The organism is Aerosakkonema funiforme FACHB-1375 (genome assembly GCF_014696265.1).
GTDB classification, from domain to species: Bacteria; Cyanobacteriota; Cyanobacteriia; order Cyanobacteriales; family Aerosakkonemataceae; genus Aerosakkonema; species Aerosakkonema funiforme_A.
Genome location: NZ_JACJPW010000154.1, coordinates 1 through 16,060, shown reverse-complemented (window position 1 = coordinate 16,060; position 16,060 = coordinate 1). Strand labels below are relative to the sequence as shown.

The following is a 16,060-nucleotide window of genomic DNA, read 5'->3' as shown; positions in this document are numbered from 1 at the left end:
CTCCCCTCTTCCCTCTTCCCTAACCCCTAGCCCCTAGCCCCTCTTCCCTCTCCCCTCTTCCCTCTTCCCTAACCCCTAGCCCCTAGCCCCTAACTCCTATCTCCTATGTCAAAAGTATTAGTTGTGGACGATCTAGCTACCGAGCTAGAAATTATATGCCGAATTTTACAAGAGGCGGGAATTTCTGTCGATCGAGCTAGCGATGGAGATGAAGCGATCGCCCGTATCCAGGAATCGCCTCCCGACCTTGTTGTTTTAGATGTCGTGATGCCACGGATGAACGGGTTTGAGGTAGTACGAGAACTGCGAGAAAACCCAAAAACCAAACACTTACCAGTGGTATTTTGCTCCCAAAAAAATACTGAAATTGACAAAATTTGGGGCATGGATATGGGAGCAGATGCCTATATCACTAAACCTTTTGACCCGCAACAATTAATCAACATCGTTAAAAAGCTAATGGGTAATAACTAATAGTTAATATTTGGTGGTTATTTTGGGAAAAAAGATTGGTAATAGCCAATAAATTACATCAAAATCCAAGCAAAAAAAGAACATACTGTCTTAGCAATGGCTAACGATCGATGACTAAATTCATTATTTTTGGTCAAGATAAAAGCTTGTTTGCTCTCGCTCTGGCTTCAGTTCGAGAAGTACTTTTTTTTAATCAACAACTCATTACACCCGTACCGAACACTCTCCCTTTTGTGCTGGGAATAACCAACCTGCGGGGTGAAATTATAGCAGTAATGGATTTCGGTCATTTTATCGGTATAAAAGATCGTGGCTTGTCCGGTCGCTTAAAAATATTGCCGCCGCACCAGCCCGGTACAGTTGATTGGCATTCGCCCGACTGTCGTATTCTAGTAGTGGAAGCTCCCGATCCTAACGATGTAAGACTATTACCGATGCGGATGGGATTGGCGGTTTCCTTTGTAGAAGGAGTGGTACACCTGAATACCGATCGCATTGTATCGGCACAAGAGGTTAGTGAAGAATTAGCTCCTTTCTTGCGTGGATTATATGAAGATCGGGGTCGTCTGCTGATGATTGTAGATATAGAAGCGATATCGCTAACGCGGGATCGGTGGGTTAGTCCAATCGTGGTGTAAGTTTATCCAAACGCTTGGTCATCATCGATCGCTGTTCGGGAAAAATGGTTCTTTAGTTTTGAGGATGCCTAGCGGAGGAGCTTTATTTAATATGGAATATTATGTCAATGGAAGAGACGAACGAATGACCCATGAGCGTATCGCTCGGCTGCAAAACTTATCTAGGAAAGCCAGTATTGCAGTTATAGCGATCGGCTGCACAGTCATCCTGGGTTGGATGTTTAACATTCCCCTTTTTAAAAGCGTTTTCCCCGCTTTAGTCAGTATGAAAGTCAATACTGCCTTATGCTTTATCTTGGCAGGTGCAGCTTTGTGGATATGGCATAAATCTCAGGGGATGGAAGAGAGGAACAACTCCACTTTGTCCCACGAGGAGGGGAGAAGGGCAGAGGGACAGAGAGACAGAAGCGAACAGGAGATTTCCCACTCTCCAACTCTGAATCTGCGACGCTGGGTGCAAGTGTGTGCGGGTGTCGTTTTGTTAATCGGCTTGCTCACATTGTTACAGTATGCTTTGCAAAGAGACTTTGGCATCGATCAACTTCTGTTTAAAGACTCAGCAAAGGCTGTCGGGACTTCTGCCCCCGGTCGGATGGGTGCCAATACAGCTGTGAATTTTGTTTTCTTGGGCTGTGCGCTGCTATTTTTAGTGGGAAATTACACTAACTATCAAGCAGCTCAAATCTTGAGCTTAGCCAGTTTTTTCGTAGCCTTTGTAGGGTTGTTGGGCTATGCCTATAGCATCTCATCCCTTTACGGGATAAATTCCTACACGCAAATGGCTTTGCACACAGCGGTTACCTTTTCGATCCTCTGCATAGGTATCCTGTGCGCCTGTCCGGACAAAGGGGTGATGAGCGTTTTCACAAATCAGAATGCGGGGGGTATGATGGCTCGGCGTCTCGCTTCCGCAGCGATCGGCATTCCTCCTATCGTCGGTTGGTTAATTTTAACAGGATATCGCGCCAAAAACTACAACACCGACCTTGCCATATCCCTGCAAGCAGTTTTTAACGTAGCAGTTTTTGGCGCGATCGTTTGGTGGACTGCCAAAACCCTAAGTACCCTCGATCTCAAGCGCCAGCGAGCTGAAGAGCAACTTCGTGCCCTGAATGCGGAACTCGAACAACGTGTGAATGAACGGACGGCAGAGTTAACTCATTCCAATAATGAACTCCAACAACTGCAAAATGAATTAAAGATGCGTCAGTACGCTCTTAATGAAGCGGCAATTGTCAGCGAAACAGATACAAATGGCACTATTATTTATGTCAATAAAAAGTTTTGTGAAATTTCTGGATACAGCAGTGAAGAAATGTTAGAGCAAAACCATCGCCTGGTTAACTCAGGGCATCACCCCCAATCATTTTTCGCAGATATGTGGATAACCATTTCTCAAGGTAAAGTATGGAAAGCCGAAATCAAAAACAAGCGTAAAGATGGCTCATTTTATTGGGTTGATTCTACAATCGCACCTATATTCGATGCCAATCATCGGATTATTAAATATATTAGTATCCGCTATGATATTACAGAACGAAAACAAGTAGAAGAAAGATTGCAAAAATTGGCAGCAGAACGCCAAGCGGAAGCAGATTCGCTCACCCAACAAGTGCTGAAGTTGCTCAATGAAATCAAAGGAGCCGCCAAGGGAGACTTAACAGTACGAGCGCAAGTAACCAATGATATCCTGGGTGCTGTTGCCGATTCATTTAATTTTTTAATCGGTTCCTTACGCAAAGTAGTAAACGGTATTCAAGACCTTTCTAAGGAGGTACGTACTGCGACCAGCGCTTCCATAAATGACACGACTCAGCTTGCCGATCGATCTCACCATCAAGCCGAACAAATTGATGGAACTCTGCAACAAATCGAGCGGATGCTCAATTCTATTAAAGATGTTTCAGATGTAGCAAAACGGGCGGAACAAGTAGCTGAACAGGCAGCTAAAACAGCAGAAGTTGGCGGAGTAGCTGTCGATCGCACTGTGGAAGGAATTAACGACTTGCGTCAAACAATAGCCCAAACATCGAAAATGATGAAACGTTTGGGTGAAAGCTCACAACAAATTGGCAAAATTGTCAATTCGATTTCTCAAATTGCCGCGCAAACTAATTTACTCGCTCTTAACGCTACGATTGAGGCGGCACGAGCTGGCGAACACGGACAGGGATTTGCAGTAGTAGCGGAGGAGGTGCGTAAGCTCGCAGAAAGGTCTGCTTCAGCAACAGAAGAAATATCAGAAATTGTTAATACTATTAAGGATGAAATCAGTCGAGTGATGACAGCTATGGAGTCAGGAACGCAACAAGTGGTAGAAGGTACGACGCTAGCTGCGGAAGCTAAGACTAATTTGATTGCGATTATTGAAGTCAGCCGGGAAATCAATGCCTTGATTCAAAATATTACCCGTGCAGCTAAAAAACAGGTGGCTTTTGCCGAACAGATTTCCGGCAGTATGCGACAGGTGAATGGCATTTCCACAACTACCGCTCAAAAAGCTCTACAAGTACAGGATTCACTGCACGGACTCTCAGTTTCTGTCAATAAGCTGCAAGATTCAGTAGCAAATTTTAGAAGTTAAAAGTTACAAAACCCTATGCTAAAGCTGGAAAAAAACTTAAGTATGTCACCGATAAAAACCTGGAGGAATCTGTAATGCAGCGATCGAGCTATAGTATTCTCATCATTTTGACTCTCTTGTGCTATGGCTGTAGCAGCCCAGATAAACCGTCTGCGACAATCGCGCCCAAGAGTGTGCCGACAGATGCTGGCGTGCAAGCGAAGCCGTCACAAAACAAGCCATCTGAAGAAAAACCTTTGACCGCTAAGCCAGAAGCGATCGCACAACTCGTAACTGCCCCCACAACTAAGAACTCCAGTGGGGTCAGGCTACCAGAAATTGACCCTCTGGAAGTAGAGGGGAATCTGACTGTGGCTGGCAGTTCTTCGGTTTTTCCCCTCTCTAAAGCCATCTACGAACGCTTCATTGCATATGGCTATGCGGGTACGATCGATATTTACAGTATTGGTACTGGGGCTGGCTTCAATCTTTTCTGTAAAGAGAAGAAATCTGACATTGCCAATGCCAGCCGTCCGATCGAAGAAGACGAGATTAAGGCTTGCACTGCCAACGGTCGCACGCCTGTGGAGTTTCGCATCGGTAGCGATGCTGTGGCTGTCGTCATCAACAGAAAGAATACATTGCTGACTAACGCCACCACAAAAGAATTAGCTGCGCTTTTTACCGCCGAGAAGTGGTCGGATGTAAATCCCAAATGGCCTAACGAAAAAATTCAACGCATCCTTCCCAGTTCTACAGCTTCAAGGTTCAGCTTGTTTGTTGAGAAAGTCTTGGATGATAAAGATAAGCTGCTTCTGAACTCGCCTAACTCTCAATTCACCGACGATGATGATTACATAATTCAAGCTGTTGCGGCTAATCCATACGCCATTACATTTTTGCCTTATTCGTATTATCAACATAATGCTGATACCCTGAAAGCTATTTCGATCGAAGGGGTCGAACCAAAAGCTGAAACGGTGGAGAATGGCAAATACCTTTTGGGTCGCCAGCTCTTGATGTACTCGGATGTTAATACCATTCGCAAAAAGCCGCAGGTGAGAGCATTCATCAACTTTTACCTAACTTATATCAACCAAGAAATTAGAAAAGTCGGCTATTTTCCCCTCAGTCAAAAGGAACTGGACAACTCAAAAATGAAACTGTTGAAGGCGACAGAACAAGAAAAAAGGGACTAAAATAGATTTCTTTAGTTTTTAGTATGCCTCTAGCTATATGAACCCTGAAGATTTTAATGAGCTAATCGGTATATTTATAGCTGAAACCCAGGAGTTTCTGCAAACTATGGAAGCAAATCTCTTGGCGATGGAAAGTAGCAGTTCTGCGGAGGAGCGTTTGCAGACAGTTAAAACGCTTTTCCGATGTGCCCATTCAATTAAGGGTTCGTCTTCTATATTTGGATTTAATAGCTTATCAAAAGCGGCTCACTGTTTAGAAGATTGCTTTGTAATTTTACGCGATCGCGTCGATCTTTCCGAACTGGAATCATCTACAATTACTGCTTTATTACATGGCTTAGATAGTCTAAAAATTATCGCCGATGGAGTTAGACCTGACCAATTAAATCAAGAAATTGCTATTGCAGAATCGGAATCTTCAACAGAGCCTCATATTTTGGCGATCGCTCAAATCAAAACAACGCTGGAAGCTAAATACGGTCAAAAAGAAGAGACTGCAAATTACACAATTAACAGTTTAGTGAACGCTGAAGCTGTCAAGGTGATTTTTGAATTCGAGTTACCATCTGTATTTAATCAATTAGAAGCGGAACTTTCTCAATCTAGTGCGGAAAACCTGCCTCAAACAATAGCAACTATCAACAATATTTATTACCAAATCTCAGGCGTGGCGGGGATGTTACAGCTATCTTACTTAGCTGAAATTGCCAACCAATTGAGAGATGCGATCGATACTCCCAACTTGAGTGTAGAGCAGTTGCAGTCTTCTGGATGGAAAATTGCCCAAAAATTGCAGAAGATTCGCACCAAAGTGTTGCAAGGAGAAGCGATCGATCTGCAACTCCTTGAGGAGCGCGAGAGAGTTGTAGAACAGGAGAGCGGGAGAGCGGGAGAAAATGGCAATAATGCTTCCCCCATCTCCCAGTCCCCCCATCCCCCACTTCTCCCATCTCCCATCTCTCCCTCAAATCAGCCGACTATTCGAGTCGAGGTGGAACGCCTGACGGAATTGATTAATTTGGTGGGAGAGTTGGTAATCAATCGGACAAATTTTGAACTCCAGGAAGCGCAATTGCGTTCCGAAGCTAAACGCATCCGCAAGAGCATTTCTTCGTTGCATCATTTTGGTAGCGAATTGCGAGAAGAATACGATCGTCTAGCGGGAGAATGGGGAACGGATAATGGGAAATCGGAAATAGGAAAAAAAAGCAATTCTCAATCTCCAATTGCTAAACCTCACTTCGATATTTTGGAAATGGATCGATATACAGAATTCCACGCCAAAGCAGTAGAATTAATTGAAATTACACAAGCGATCGCTCAGTCGGCAAGTTTAGTAGATGAATTGGCGGTAAAATTTGAACGCAGCACCGACCAACTTCGCCGCATTACCGATCGACTTCGCAGTCGCGTTATGCAATTGCGAGTGGTGCCATTCAGTCGCGCAGTCGATCGTTTGCCGAGAGCTCTGCGAGAATTATGCCGCACATTTAACAAAGATGTAAATCTGCTGCTGTTGGGAAGGGATACTAAAATAGATGAAACTTTACTCGATGCTTTGCGCGATCCTTTAGTGCATTTGTTACGCAATGCTTTCGATCACGGCATCGAATCGCCGGAAGCGCGGATTGCAGCGGGTAAACCGGCCAGCGGTCAAATTGAAATTGAAGCGCGTCACCAAGGCGGACAAACTATTATTACTGTTACGGATGATGGTCGAGGTATTGACCCGGAAGGTATTCGATCGCGAGTTGTCGAAAAAGGTTTAGTCGCACCCGAACAAGCAGCGGATCTTTCGATTGCCGAATTGTACGAATTCCTTTTTTGGCCTGGTTTTAGTACTGCTAAAGAGGTGACTGACCTTTCCGGTAGAGGAGTCGGTCTTGATGTTGTTCGCAACAATTTGCGGCAAGTACGCGGCACGATTAAAGTCGATTCCCGTCCTGGTAGAGGCACCAGTTTTATTTTGAAGCTACCGCTAATGCTTTCGATCTCTGATGCTTTGTTGGTGATGGTGGGAAAAAATACGATCGCAATCCCGTTGGATGCGATAGAAGAAATTATCCACATTCAACCAGATCGAATTCAAATGGCAGGTAATCAAGCGATGTTGTGGTGGGAGGAGGAGTTTATTCGGCTGGTGCAGTTGCAAGATTTATTGCACTACGATATACCCGATCTCTCATCATCTGCTGAATCGCTGCCTCAAGACTCAATTCCTGCGATCGTTTTAGCTTCTAGCGAAGGAGTTGTCGCGATCGCAGTCGATCGCATTCTCAGTCAACAAGAAATTGTTGTCAAACCGCTGCCTCCTCCTATATCTAAACCACGCGGTATTGTTGGTTGCACAATTCTCGGTGACGGTCAGGTAGTTACTATTTTAGATGTGGACGATCTGCTAGAAGAATTTCACACTCACAGCAGCATGACTATTTCCGTTGAAAATAAATCTTCGCTGGGTGTACGCACTGATTTGCTGACGCCTCCCTCTAGTTTGCAACCGCAAATTTTAGTTGTAGATGATTCTTACACTATCCGGCAGTTACTTTCGCAAAGTCTAACTCGCGCACGTTACCGGGTAGCACAAGCTAAAGACGGTCAAGATGCTTTATCTAAGTTGGAGCAAGGTATTGATTGCAGTGCGATAATTGCAGATATAGAAATGCCTCGTATGGATGGATTTGAACTTTTAAGCAGTCTCAAATCTCATCCCCACTTTGCCTCTATCCCAGTTGCTATGTTGACTTCTCGTTCTGGTATAAAATATCGTCAGTTGGCGATGGAATTGGGTGCTGTCCAATATTTCACTAAGCCTTACAATGAGGGTCAATTATTGGAGGCGATCGCTAAATTAATTAAAAAGTAAAATTTTTCAATTAAATATGAACAGACGATTTCGCAGTAAACGCAATCTCCCAACTCGAATACCCACCCATAAACTGCTTTGTTTTCAACTGGGAAACGAACGATATGCTATTCCTATAGACCGCGTGCTGCACGTTCTCAATGAGTTTACGCCGCATGGGGTGATTGAGAGCGATATGCCTAACAGCACACTGCGCGATCGCAGTTTAGTAAAATACAAAGACGAAATCATTACTCTCATCTATCCGTCTCAGCTTTTTCTTAGCAGTCGCGACGATCGAGAACGACAATACTTGATTGTTTGTACCCTGAAGGAAGGAGAGCGTTTTGCAATCCCTGTGCCTGAAATTCCAACTGTTTTGCAAGTAGCAGAGGACAATTTTGGTGAAGTTCCCGAACTTTACGATCGGGGAAATTTGCCGCCAGCGATTGAAAAGGTTATTCAAAGTTCGGATAATAATATTGTGTTTTATCTCAATTTGGATAAGTTGGTAAACCCCAATCCCTAAGCCTTTTTCCGTCTACGGGGAGGGAGAAGAAGAAGAGGAAGAGGCGGGAATTACTATGTATCCAGTAGTGCGATCGCCCAAAACCAAATTTTTCTCTAATCCCCAATACCACCAATAAGCGCCTACATAAGCGCAAATTAAACTATCCAATTTATCTTCTACACTTTTCAGTGCTAAACCAGTTAAAGGAACTTCCGGTAAATCGGGTAATTTGAGAGATGGTTCTAAATTCGGTAAGTAATCTAAAATATATTGTCGCAGCTTGATTAATTCAGCGCGACGTTCTGAAAGTTTACCTTTTTTATATTTAAGGATGCGTTCTAAACCGAATAGATTTACAATCGCGGGATGGGGAAATACTTCGATTTGAAATCTGCCTAATTTTTGCGCTTCTATGATTGGTGCGTGAACGAAACCCCGTGCTTCCAAACTCAACCCAAATTCTACCGTGCGTTGGGCAAAAGGGCGACCGAGATTAGCAGGATAACAAGCCGCGTGATAGCGATGAAAATGTTTGTGAGTCAACTTATCCGGTAGTCGCATTCCAGTTGCATTGGGAATCAGGGTAGGCGCATCCACCGCGATTATTGCCGATTCTGATGATGGTGCATAGGTATCGATCCAAGCGAGAATATCTTCATTAGATTCTCGTCGATCTAAGTTAAGAAGATGCAATTGATTATCTGCCCAACTTAGGCAACATAAACCGCTTGCACCTGTCGTCCAACCGAGGTCAATGCCGATAAATTTCATCATACCAGAACTTTTTCGTCAGATAATATACGCCATTTCAGCAAATTAAAATAACTTATTAAAATGCCGATTATGGTTGTATTTATGCTAACATTAAACTAAATAAACACCAAGTAAAAACTTAGCTATTAGCAGATTAGCCCGAAAGTTTGATTGCTGAAATTAAATGACAAAATTTCCTTACGATCGATTTGCCAAGGACTATCTAAAAGAGTTGTTAAAACCTCTCGGTGAGGTAGAAGCCAGCAAAGAAGTCCCTGGAGAAGTGCGACAAATAGATGTGTGGTTCACCCCTTACCCACCCGGACAGAGGGGAGATGCAGAAGTGCTGGGATTGCTGGGACGATTTGCCAGTATCCCATCCATCTTTGAACCCTTCCGCAACGCCGTATCCCCCAGCCAAATTCGCGGCTGTATGGGTAAACTATTTGATATCCACGCCTATTCGCAGCGTGAGAGTCAGCGAAACAACACTCGTCTTGATGAAGCTGATTTACCTACATTGTGGATTCTTTCGCCTACCGTTTCGGCAACCATTTTAAACGGATGTAAAGCCGAAGCGGATGAAAACAACTGGCCAACAGGAGTGTATTTTCTGGGAGAAATTCTGAAAACAGCAATTGTGGTAATTCACCAGTTACCGCGCACCCCAGAAACGCTATGGCTGAGACTTTTGGGTAAAGGAAATGTGCAAAAACAAGCGATTAACGAAATAGGTACACTTCCACCCAATCATCCATTACGTTCAAACGCTCTCTTGTTATTGGCGAATTTGCAAGCGACCATCGAAGCGAGTCAAAATATAGATCGAGAAGATCGGGAGTTAGCTATGGAATTATCACCACTACTTTTACAATGGCGGGACGAAGCTATACAGGAAGGAGAAGAACGCGGTTTGCAGCGAGGAGTAATGAGGGAACGCCGCGCTACCATTGAAAATTTGTTGCGCGTGCGATTTGGTGTTTTGGATGAGCAATTATCGGGAATTATTGAGCGTTTGTTGGAATTGCCTCCAGAGGAGTTTACTGTTTTGTTACTGCAACTCTCTCGCGAGGAGTTGTTAGCTAGGTTTGGTGGCTAAAACAATAGGTACGTTGTTGCGCTTCAGCGCTAAAGCGCAACAACATACCTACTAGCTAAAAAGTGCGTTATTTAAATATGAGAAAATATCAAAATCGATTAATCCTGCTTTTAGCATTATTCCTGGTGGGTAACACTTGGATAGCCGCCGCCAATTATTCAGATCCAAATGCTTGCAATCTTGAAGAATTATCAGTAGAATATAAAAACTTGCGAACCATCCCAGGACACTTTGGTGGCGGCGATTGGAGTGATGATGCAGATAGATGGAATGGGCGCAAACAGCAGGTAATGAATCAGCTTGGTGATTGTTTGGGAACGGGGAGATATAGCAAATCTGAGATTATTCAGTGGATGGGAAATCCCGATCGAATTGCCATCAAGGGTGATTTTTTGTTTGCGGCGATCGAACACGATCGCAGAAATAAGCCCACAGGAGATTACCAGTATTTGATTTATTTTTGGCGAGGCGGACACGATTTTCTCTATTTTACTTTTCGAGGAGAAAGTATCATCGATTCTGGTTGGTGGATGGCGGGGGAATAAGACGCCCGCTGGGGACTCAAGTCCCCAGCTAATAGCGAAAGTCCACTAAAGTGGACTGAAGAATTTAATATTTCAGTCGGTTTTAACCGACTTTCGCTATGACGCTGGGGTTTGAATCCCTGGCGGGCTTTAATCATCCTTTCTTTCTGCAATCAAAACTTGTACCAAATGCCAAAGAAAGAAACAAAAACCAACACATAAACCTGAAATTGGATCGAACCATCCTATAATATTAACAATCCCAAATTCCCCCACTTGCGAACTAACCAAAATCATCTTTTGTTTTGTAAATTTTGTTTTTGGCTGAACTTCAATACTTTGATGCTGCGAATAACTGACAAAAGCCAACAAAATCAAAAGCTGGATTTCTGGGTTTTGAGAAAGGATAGCTTTCAATAATTGGGTACTCATTTTTGTATTTCCAAACTCATAACCTACAAATAACTCGATGTTTGGGGTATCCTCTAGAGCAGAACAGCGCTGGAACAGTGCAGATCGATCTGCACCATTCTGCACTACCATTTTTCTTAAGCTACCGATTATGATGTAGGGGCGAAGCATTCGGGCGACAATCTTTCTGAGTAATCGACAATTTATATATCCGAATGCTTCGCCCTGCCGAGGTCTAAATAAACATACACACTATGATGTTTTTGTCAATAGCGATTATTAGACTGGCATTCTAGTCGTAACCTACCCATCTATCACCGATGAGTAAAACTCCCAAATCCCGTAGCATTGCTGCAACTCCAGAAGGACTGGTAGAAGTTCGCCAAAAAATGGCTAAACTGGAAAAGCCTGGAGAACCAGAAAAAAAGGGTTGGACTTATGAAGACTTAGCAAAAAGATCGGGTGCTAGTATTGATACAGTTAAGCGATTTCTTAAAGGAACGCCAATAGATAAAAAGTTTATTTTTTGGATTGTTGAAGCCTTAAACTTAGACATAAACGAAATAGTAGATGCAAACGAGTTAAACCCACCCACACCAACAACCACACCAACAGAAATAAACTGGCGCGAAATCTGCAACCAAGTTTTAGCAACCCAACACCTCCGCCGCCAAGCAACCGCACAACAATATGAATTAAATATTTACGTTCCCTTGGGATTAATGGAACGTCCCAAAACACCAAACCCCAGAAAAAACCCCACTGGGGAAGACTCGCCACCGCAGAAAGAACCAGAACTGCAAATCGTCCAAACTTATAAAGATGATGCTTTTTTCCAGAAAGTTATTGCCGAAAATAACACTGAAAAAGGCAAGCATATTGCCATTATTGGCGAACCGGGTGCGGGGAAAACTACACTGTTAGGAGAATTGGCGGAACGTTTGGCGAAAAATTCCCCCGATTTTCCCATTTGTATTCGATTGGCAGATTTACGTTCTAGCACAATTGCCGATTATTTACTCAATAATTGGCTCTCCAAAGCATTGCAATTTATCGATTTTGAAGCCGAAAATGTCACGCCAGAAATCAGAAAAGAATTCAAGCAACTTTTCGCAACAGGTAAAGTTTGGTTGCTGTTGGATGGGGTGGATGAAATGGCGGCGACTTCCCCTATCGAGGCGTTGGCGAGAATTCGGGAACAACTGACAGACTGGGTTGGTAAGGCGCGGGTGGTGCTAACTTGTCGTTTGAATGTTTGGGATGCGGCGATTAGCAATACCCTGACGGATTTTGATACTTATAAAACATTGGAATTTGAACCGGATGATGTGGATGAGTTTATTCGCCAGTGGTTTGAGGAGGCGAGTCAGGATGAGAAACGGCGCAATTGTGGGCATGAAACTTTTTGGCGAGAACAGGGAAAACGCTTAACAACACAGTTAAAATCACCGGGAAAAGAGCGAATCAAAGAACTGGTACGCAATCCCCTGCGGTTGTCGATGTTGTGTCAATCTTGGTGCGTACCCGAACAGGAATTGCCCGAAACGAAGGCGGCACTTTACGAGCAGTTTACTACTTATTTTTTTGAATGGAAACAAGAGGAATTCCAGAAGAAGTATCAGCGGGTATTAACAAAAACGGAGAAAAACAAAATTAAAAAAGTTTTAGCAAAATTAGCTTTAGCGGCAATGGAAAGCGCTAATAGTTTTCGGATTGAGGAAGATTTTGCCATTGAGCAGATGGAGGAAGAGTGGTTTAATCTAGCAGAGAAATTGGGATGGTTGGTTTTAGTTGACAGGGATATCCGCACCAAAGAGCCTATTTATTCGTTTTTACATTCCAGTTTTGAGGAATATTTTGCAGCTTTGGCTATTGATGAAAACGTTAACTATTGGGATTTTTTCTTACCTCGCAACCATATTAATCGTCCTGTTACTGGCAAGTGTTATCGCATTTTCGAGCCGCAGTGGAAAGAGGTAATTTTGTTGTGGTTGGGGCGAGGGACGATAGAAGGAAAGCAGAAAGAGGAATTTATTGATGCTTTGGTTAATTTTGAGGATGGATGTGGAGGATTTTATAAATATCGAGCATTTTTCATGGCAGCACAGGGAATTGCCGAGTTTGGTGATTTTGATATGAGTACCAAAATTGTTGAACAACTAGCTACTTGGAGCTTTGATAATTCTAACTTACTGTGGCAAGAAGCAAGAAAAATACTTGAGAAAACACACATAAAAAAAGCTATTTTTGTTTTACAAAAGTTGTTATATAGCTGTAAAAAAGAATCTACTTCTGTGGAAATCGCTTATATCTTGGGGCAAATTGACCAAAATAATAAAGTTGCTATTAGGCATTTGAAAGAACTATTAAAAATTACAAATAATAAACTTTTATGGCAAGTAGCATATAGTTTAGAAAAAATTGACAATGGAAATTCAGATGCTATTGCTGCTCTTTTTAAACTTTTAGAAAACAGCGAAAACAGTGACATTTATAGGCAAGCTGGTCATACATTGGAGGAAATTAGTAAGTATAATACAACCGTTGTTAGTAAATTAAAAGAATTACTATCGAATAAAAGTGTAAATATTCGTAACCGAGCAGCTAATGTAATGTACAGTTTAGATAAAAGCGATCCAGATTTAATCACTTTTTATATAGAAAGATTAGACGACTCTAAATCTAACTCTAGTCGCTGTGTCATTGCTCGAAATTTAGGAGAAATTAATACAGTCAGTCAAGATGTAGTTAATGTACTAAATAAGCTTTTAGATATCAGGGAGTCAGAATCTACTCGTATTCGTGCTGCTGAGAGCTTATCTAAATTTAAATCAAGCAAGCAAGAACATCCCATTGCTACTTTGAAAGAAATAAGCTATAACAGCCAGGATTATCTTAACAGATGTTCTGCTGCTAGGGTTTTGGGAAATTTTGATGATGCCAAGCAAGATGCTATTGAAATTTTAAAATCGCTTTTACACCACAAACATCCTAAAGTTCGTCGGTGGGCTGCTGATGATTTAGGGGAATTAGACAAAGGAAATCCAGATGCAATTGCGATTTCAAAACAGCTTTTATTAACTTGTCAAGAACCTAAAGAAATGCAGCAAATTGCTTATGTTCTAGAAAGGATTGGCCAGGAAAATCCTGTTGTAATTGATGCTCTACTCCAACTGATGCACGAGCGTAAAAATGAGCATGAAGTTGTTCTTTTAGCAGCTAGTAGCTTACTTAAACTTGCTCCCAGTAATCAAGATGCCATAGATCCTTTAACTATGCTATTGAAAACTTGTGAAGATCAGTTTATGCAATGGCGAATAGCTGATATTTTGTTAAAATTAGATAATAATAATAAAAATGCCATAGATAACTTAATAGAATTGCTGCATATTTGCGAAGATGAATTCATATTTACGAATGCTATTATTAGCTTAGGTCAAATTAACCAAGACAACCAAAATATAGTTAATATTCTAATAAAAATTGTACCTACCAATAATAATGAGAATATATGTTTAGTCGCATCTTCCTTTCTTCATTCAATCAAAAGTTTTAGTTTGGTTAAGAAGATAGTTTTTATGCTAAAAGATACTTTCATAAAAGAATTTAATAAAAATCAGCATGAACGCTATAAGCAATGTTTTGAAGTTTTATGGAGCTACGCCCAAAATCTGCCCTACCCCGACTTCTATCAAGCTTGGCATCAAGACACCCTTACCAACACCGCAACAGCAAACCTCAACATAGCAAACTTACCCCAAGTCCTTGCCGAAGCTATTAACAATCAACCCGAATTATGCAGCCAAGTAAAGCTAATTTGCATCGACACACACCAATTCATCGACCCCGAAAACCCCGCCCCAGAAATTTACGACCTGATGCTAAATCAAAATTGTCCAGAGTGGCAGAATGGGTATCCAGAAACAATGCAAAAACTCAAACTTTATTGGAATAACCTGCGCCGCAATAGCGAAAATCCCTTGTTTTTCATCTGCTACGATTCCACAGCACTCACAGCCACACCCACAGGATTTAGCGATACATTTCTGAAAGCTTTGAGCAAATTTGATGGCGCGATTTGTGTAGTGTGGGAAACCGGGGAATTTGGGTTGCAAACATTTTCACCGAGTCAACCAAATTTAATCGCAGATATGGTCGGTTGGATGAGAGAGAAAATGATGGAAAATTTGTAGGGGCGAAGCATTTGGGCGACAATTTATGTGGCATAACCAAAATGTTTATATCCAAATGCTTCGCCCTGTCCTGATGTGGTAATTTATGTGGCGTAACCAAAATGTTTATATCCAAATGCTTCGCCCTGTCCTGATGTGATAATTTATGTGGCGTAACCAAAATATTTATGTCCAAATGCTTCGCCCTATTTGTGTTAATATAAAAATTGTTGTGTATATAAATTATCGCGGGGGGAGGGCGAAGCATTCGGGTACTTAAATTGTCGATTACCAGGAAAGATTGTCGCCCAAATGCTTCACCCCTACAGTTAATGGGCGTGATGATTTATCAATTTTCAACATTCTGGAAGGCCCTGTTATAATGTCAAACAAAAATGTTTGTTCAGATAAATTATCGCCGGGGTCGGGCGAAGCATTCGGGTATCTAAATTGTCGATTACCAGGAAAGATTGTCGCCCGAATGCGAAAGCTCCTACGGTTAATGGGCGTGATGATTTATCAATTTTCAATATTCTGGAAGGTAAAGGATGAATACTGATTAAATCGCATTCCGATCGAAATGCCCAGGCGGTGACATCAAAAGTATGGAATCAGTTTAAAAGTACGGTAAGGTGAAGCCAGAACGCCAAGCAGCAAAAGTAACAAAAACTTTATTTTTTAAGAAATCTTTATAATCCAGATTCCCTACCCTAAAGTGTCATATCAAGCCCTCGTTATCGTACAGTGGAAGAGTGGTGGCAGGTACTCGACACCAATACTCGATTTCGTCCCATTGCCTTCGCTTGGTATAGTGCGGCATCGGCGGCTCGATAAATTTCTTGCAAGTTAGCGCCATCCTGAGAATATTCAA

At 42.2% G+C, this 16,060-nt stretch carries 11 protein-coding genes; 9 read left to right on the top strand and 2 right to left on the bottom strand.

Annotated features, from left to right (window positions below; genetic code table 11):
• The first annotated feature begins 105 nt into the window (after positions 1 to 105).
• The 6 genes from H6G03_RS34085 to H6G03_RS34060 all read left to right on the top strand — a co-directional run bounded on the left by H6G03_RS34085 (position 106) and on the right by H6G03_RS34060 (position 8,248).
• Positions 106 to 474, top strand: a complete 369-nt coding sequence (locus H6G03_RS34085; protein ID WP_190474809.1) for a response regulator transcription factor — start codon at positions 106 to 108, stop codon at positions 472 to 474.
• Between the two features lie 110 nt (positions 475 to 584).
• A complete protein-coding gene (locus H6G03_RS34080; protein ID WP_190474807.1) occupies positions 585 to 1,112 on the top strand; it encodes a chemotaxis protein CheW in 528 nt (175 codons plus the stop codon).
• A 91-nt stretch (positions 1,113 to 1,203) separates the two neighbouring features.
• Entirely contained in the window at positions 1,204 to 3,696 is a 2,493-nt protein-coding gene (locus H6G03_RS34075) for a methyl-accepting chemotaxis protein (RefSeq protein ID WP_242060524.1), read from the top strand.
• A 74-nt stretch (positions 3,697 to 3,770) separates the two neighbouring features.
• The gene (locus H6G03_RS34070) at positions 3,771 to 4,874 is read left to right on the top strand and encodes a PstS family phosphate ABC transporter substrate-binding protein (protein WP_190474804.1); all 1,104 of its coding nucleotides are present in this window, start codon (positions 3,771 to 3,773) and stop codon (positions 4,872 to 4,874) included.
• A 37-nt stretch (positions 4,875 to 4,911) separates the two neighbouring features.
• Positions 4,912 to 7,740, top strand: a complete 2,829-nt coding sequence (locus H6G03_RS34065; RefSeq protein WP_190474802.1) for a hybrid sensor histidine kinase/response regulator — start codon at positions 4,912 to 4,914, stop codon at positions 7,738 to 7,740.
• A 16-nt stretch (positions 7,741 to 7,756) separates the two neighbouring features.
• Positions 7,757 to 8,248: a chemotaxis protein CheW gene (locus tag H6G03_RS34060; RefSeq protein WP_190474800.1), complete on the top strand. Its 492-nt coding sequence runs from the start codon at positions 7,757 to 7,759 to the stop codon at positions 8,246 to 8,248.
• Positions 8,249 to 8,260: 12 nt separating this feature from the next.
• On the opposite strand, the gene H6G03_RS34055 is transcribed toward H6G03_RS34060, so the two are convergent.
• Entirely contained in the window at positions 8,261 to 9,001 is a 741-nt protein-coding gene (locus tag H6G03_RS34055; RefSeq protein ID WP_190474811.1) for a DUF429 domain-containing protein, read from the bottom strand.
• Between the two features lie 166 nt (positions 9,002 to 9,167).
• Here H6G03_RS34055 and H6G03_RS34050 point away from each other — a divergent pair, with 166 nt between their 5' ends.
• Together H6G03_RS34050 and H6G03_RS34045 are read left to right on the top strand one after the other, a co-directional pair.
• The gene (locus H6G03_RS34050) at positions 9,168 to 10,082 is read left to right on the top strand and encodes an RpnC/YadD family protein (RefSeq protein WP_190474799.1); all 915 of its coding nucleotides are present in this window, start codon (positions 9,168 to 9,170) and stop codon (positions 10,080 to 10,082) included.
• Between the two features lie 77 nt (positions 10,083 to 10,159).
• Positions 10,160 to 10,627, top strand: coding sequence for a hypothetical protein (locus H6G03_RS34045; RefSeq protein ID WP_190474797.1), 468 nt, complete (start codon positions 10,160 to 10,162; stop codon positions 10,625 to 10,627).
• 129 nt (positions 10,628 to 10,756) lie between these two features.
• Here the strand turns inward: H6G03_RS34045 and H6G03_RS34040 are convergent, their stop codons facing one another.
• Positions 10,757 to 11,149 carry a hypothetical protein gene (locus H6G03_RS34040; RefSeq protein WP_206756663.1) on the bottom strand — a complete coding sequence of 131 codons (393 nt, stop codon included), beginning with the start codon at positions 11,147 to 11,149 and terminating at the stop codon, positions 10,757 to 10,759.
• Positions 11,150 to 11,337: 188 nt separating this feature from the next.
• On the opposite strand from H6G03_RS34040, the gene H6G03_RS34035 reads away from it, so the two are divergent.
• Entirely contained in the window at positions 11,338 to 15,210 is a 3,873-nt protein-coding gene (locus H6G03_RS34035; protein WP_190474793.1) for an NACHT C-terminal alpha/beta 1 domain-containing protein, read from the top strand.
• The last annotated feature ends 850 nt before the right edge of the window (positions 15,211 to 16,060 follow it).

Excerpts from the sequence above, each read along its gene's own strand:
- H6G03_RS34070 (WP_190474804.1), top strand. The coding sequence starts at position 3,771 with ATGCAGCGATCGAGCTATAGTATTCTCATCATTTTGACTCTCTTGTGC.
- H6G03_RS34060 (WP_190474800.1), top strand. The coding sequence starts at position 7,757 with ATGAACAGACGATTTCGCAGTAAACGCAATCTCCCAACTCGAATACCC.
- H6G03_RS34085 (WP_190474809.1), top strand. The coding sequence starts at position 106 with ATGTCAAAAGTATTAGTTGTGGACGATCTAGCTACCGAGCTAGAAATT.
- H6G03_RS34040 (WP_206756663.1), bottom strand. The coding sequence starts at position 11,149 with ATGGTAGTGCAGAATGGTGCAGATCGATCTGCACTGTTCCAGCGCTGT.
- H6G03_RS34045 (WP_190474797.1), top strand. The coding sequence starts at position 10,160 with ATGAGAAAATATCAAAATCGATTAATCCTGCTTTTAGCATTATTCCTG.
- H6G03_RS34035 (WP_190474793.1), top strand. The coding sequence starts at position 11,338 with ATGAGTAAAACTCCCAAATCCCGTAGCATTGCTGCAACTCCAGAAGGA.
- H6G03_RS34080 (WP_190474807.1), top strand. The coding sequence starts at position 585 with ATGACTAAATTCATTATTTTTGGTCAAGATAAAAGCTTGTTTGCTCTC.
- H6G03_RS34050 (WP_190474799.1), top strand. The coding sequence starts at position 9,168 with ATGACAAAATTTCCTTACGATCGATTTGCCAAGGACTATCTAAAAGAG.
- H6G03_RS34055 (WP_190474811.1), bottom strand. The coding sequence starts at position 9,001 with ATGAAATTTATCGGCATTGACCTCGGTTGGACGACAGGTGCAAGCGGT.
- H6G03_RS34065 (WP_190474802.1), top strand. The coding sequence starts at position 4,912 with ATGAACCCTGAAGATTTTAATGAGCTAATCGGTATATTTATAGCTGAA.
- H6G03_RS34075 (WP_242060524.1), top strand. The coding sequence starts at position 1,204 with ATGGAATATTATGTCAATGGAAGAGACGAACGAATGACCCATGAGCGT.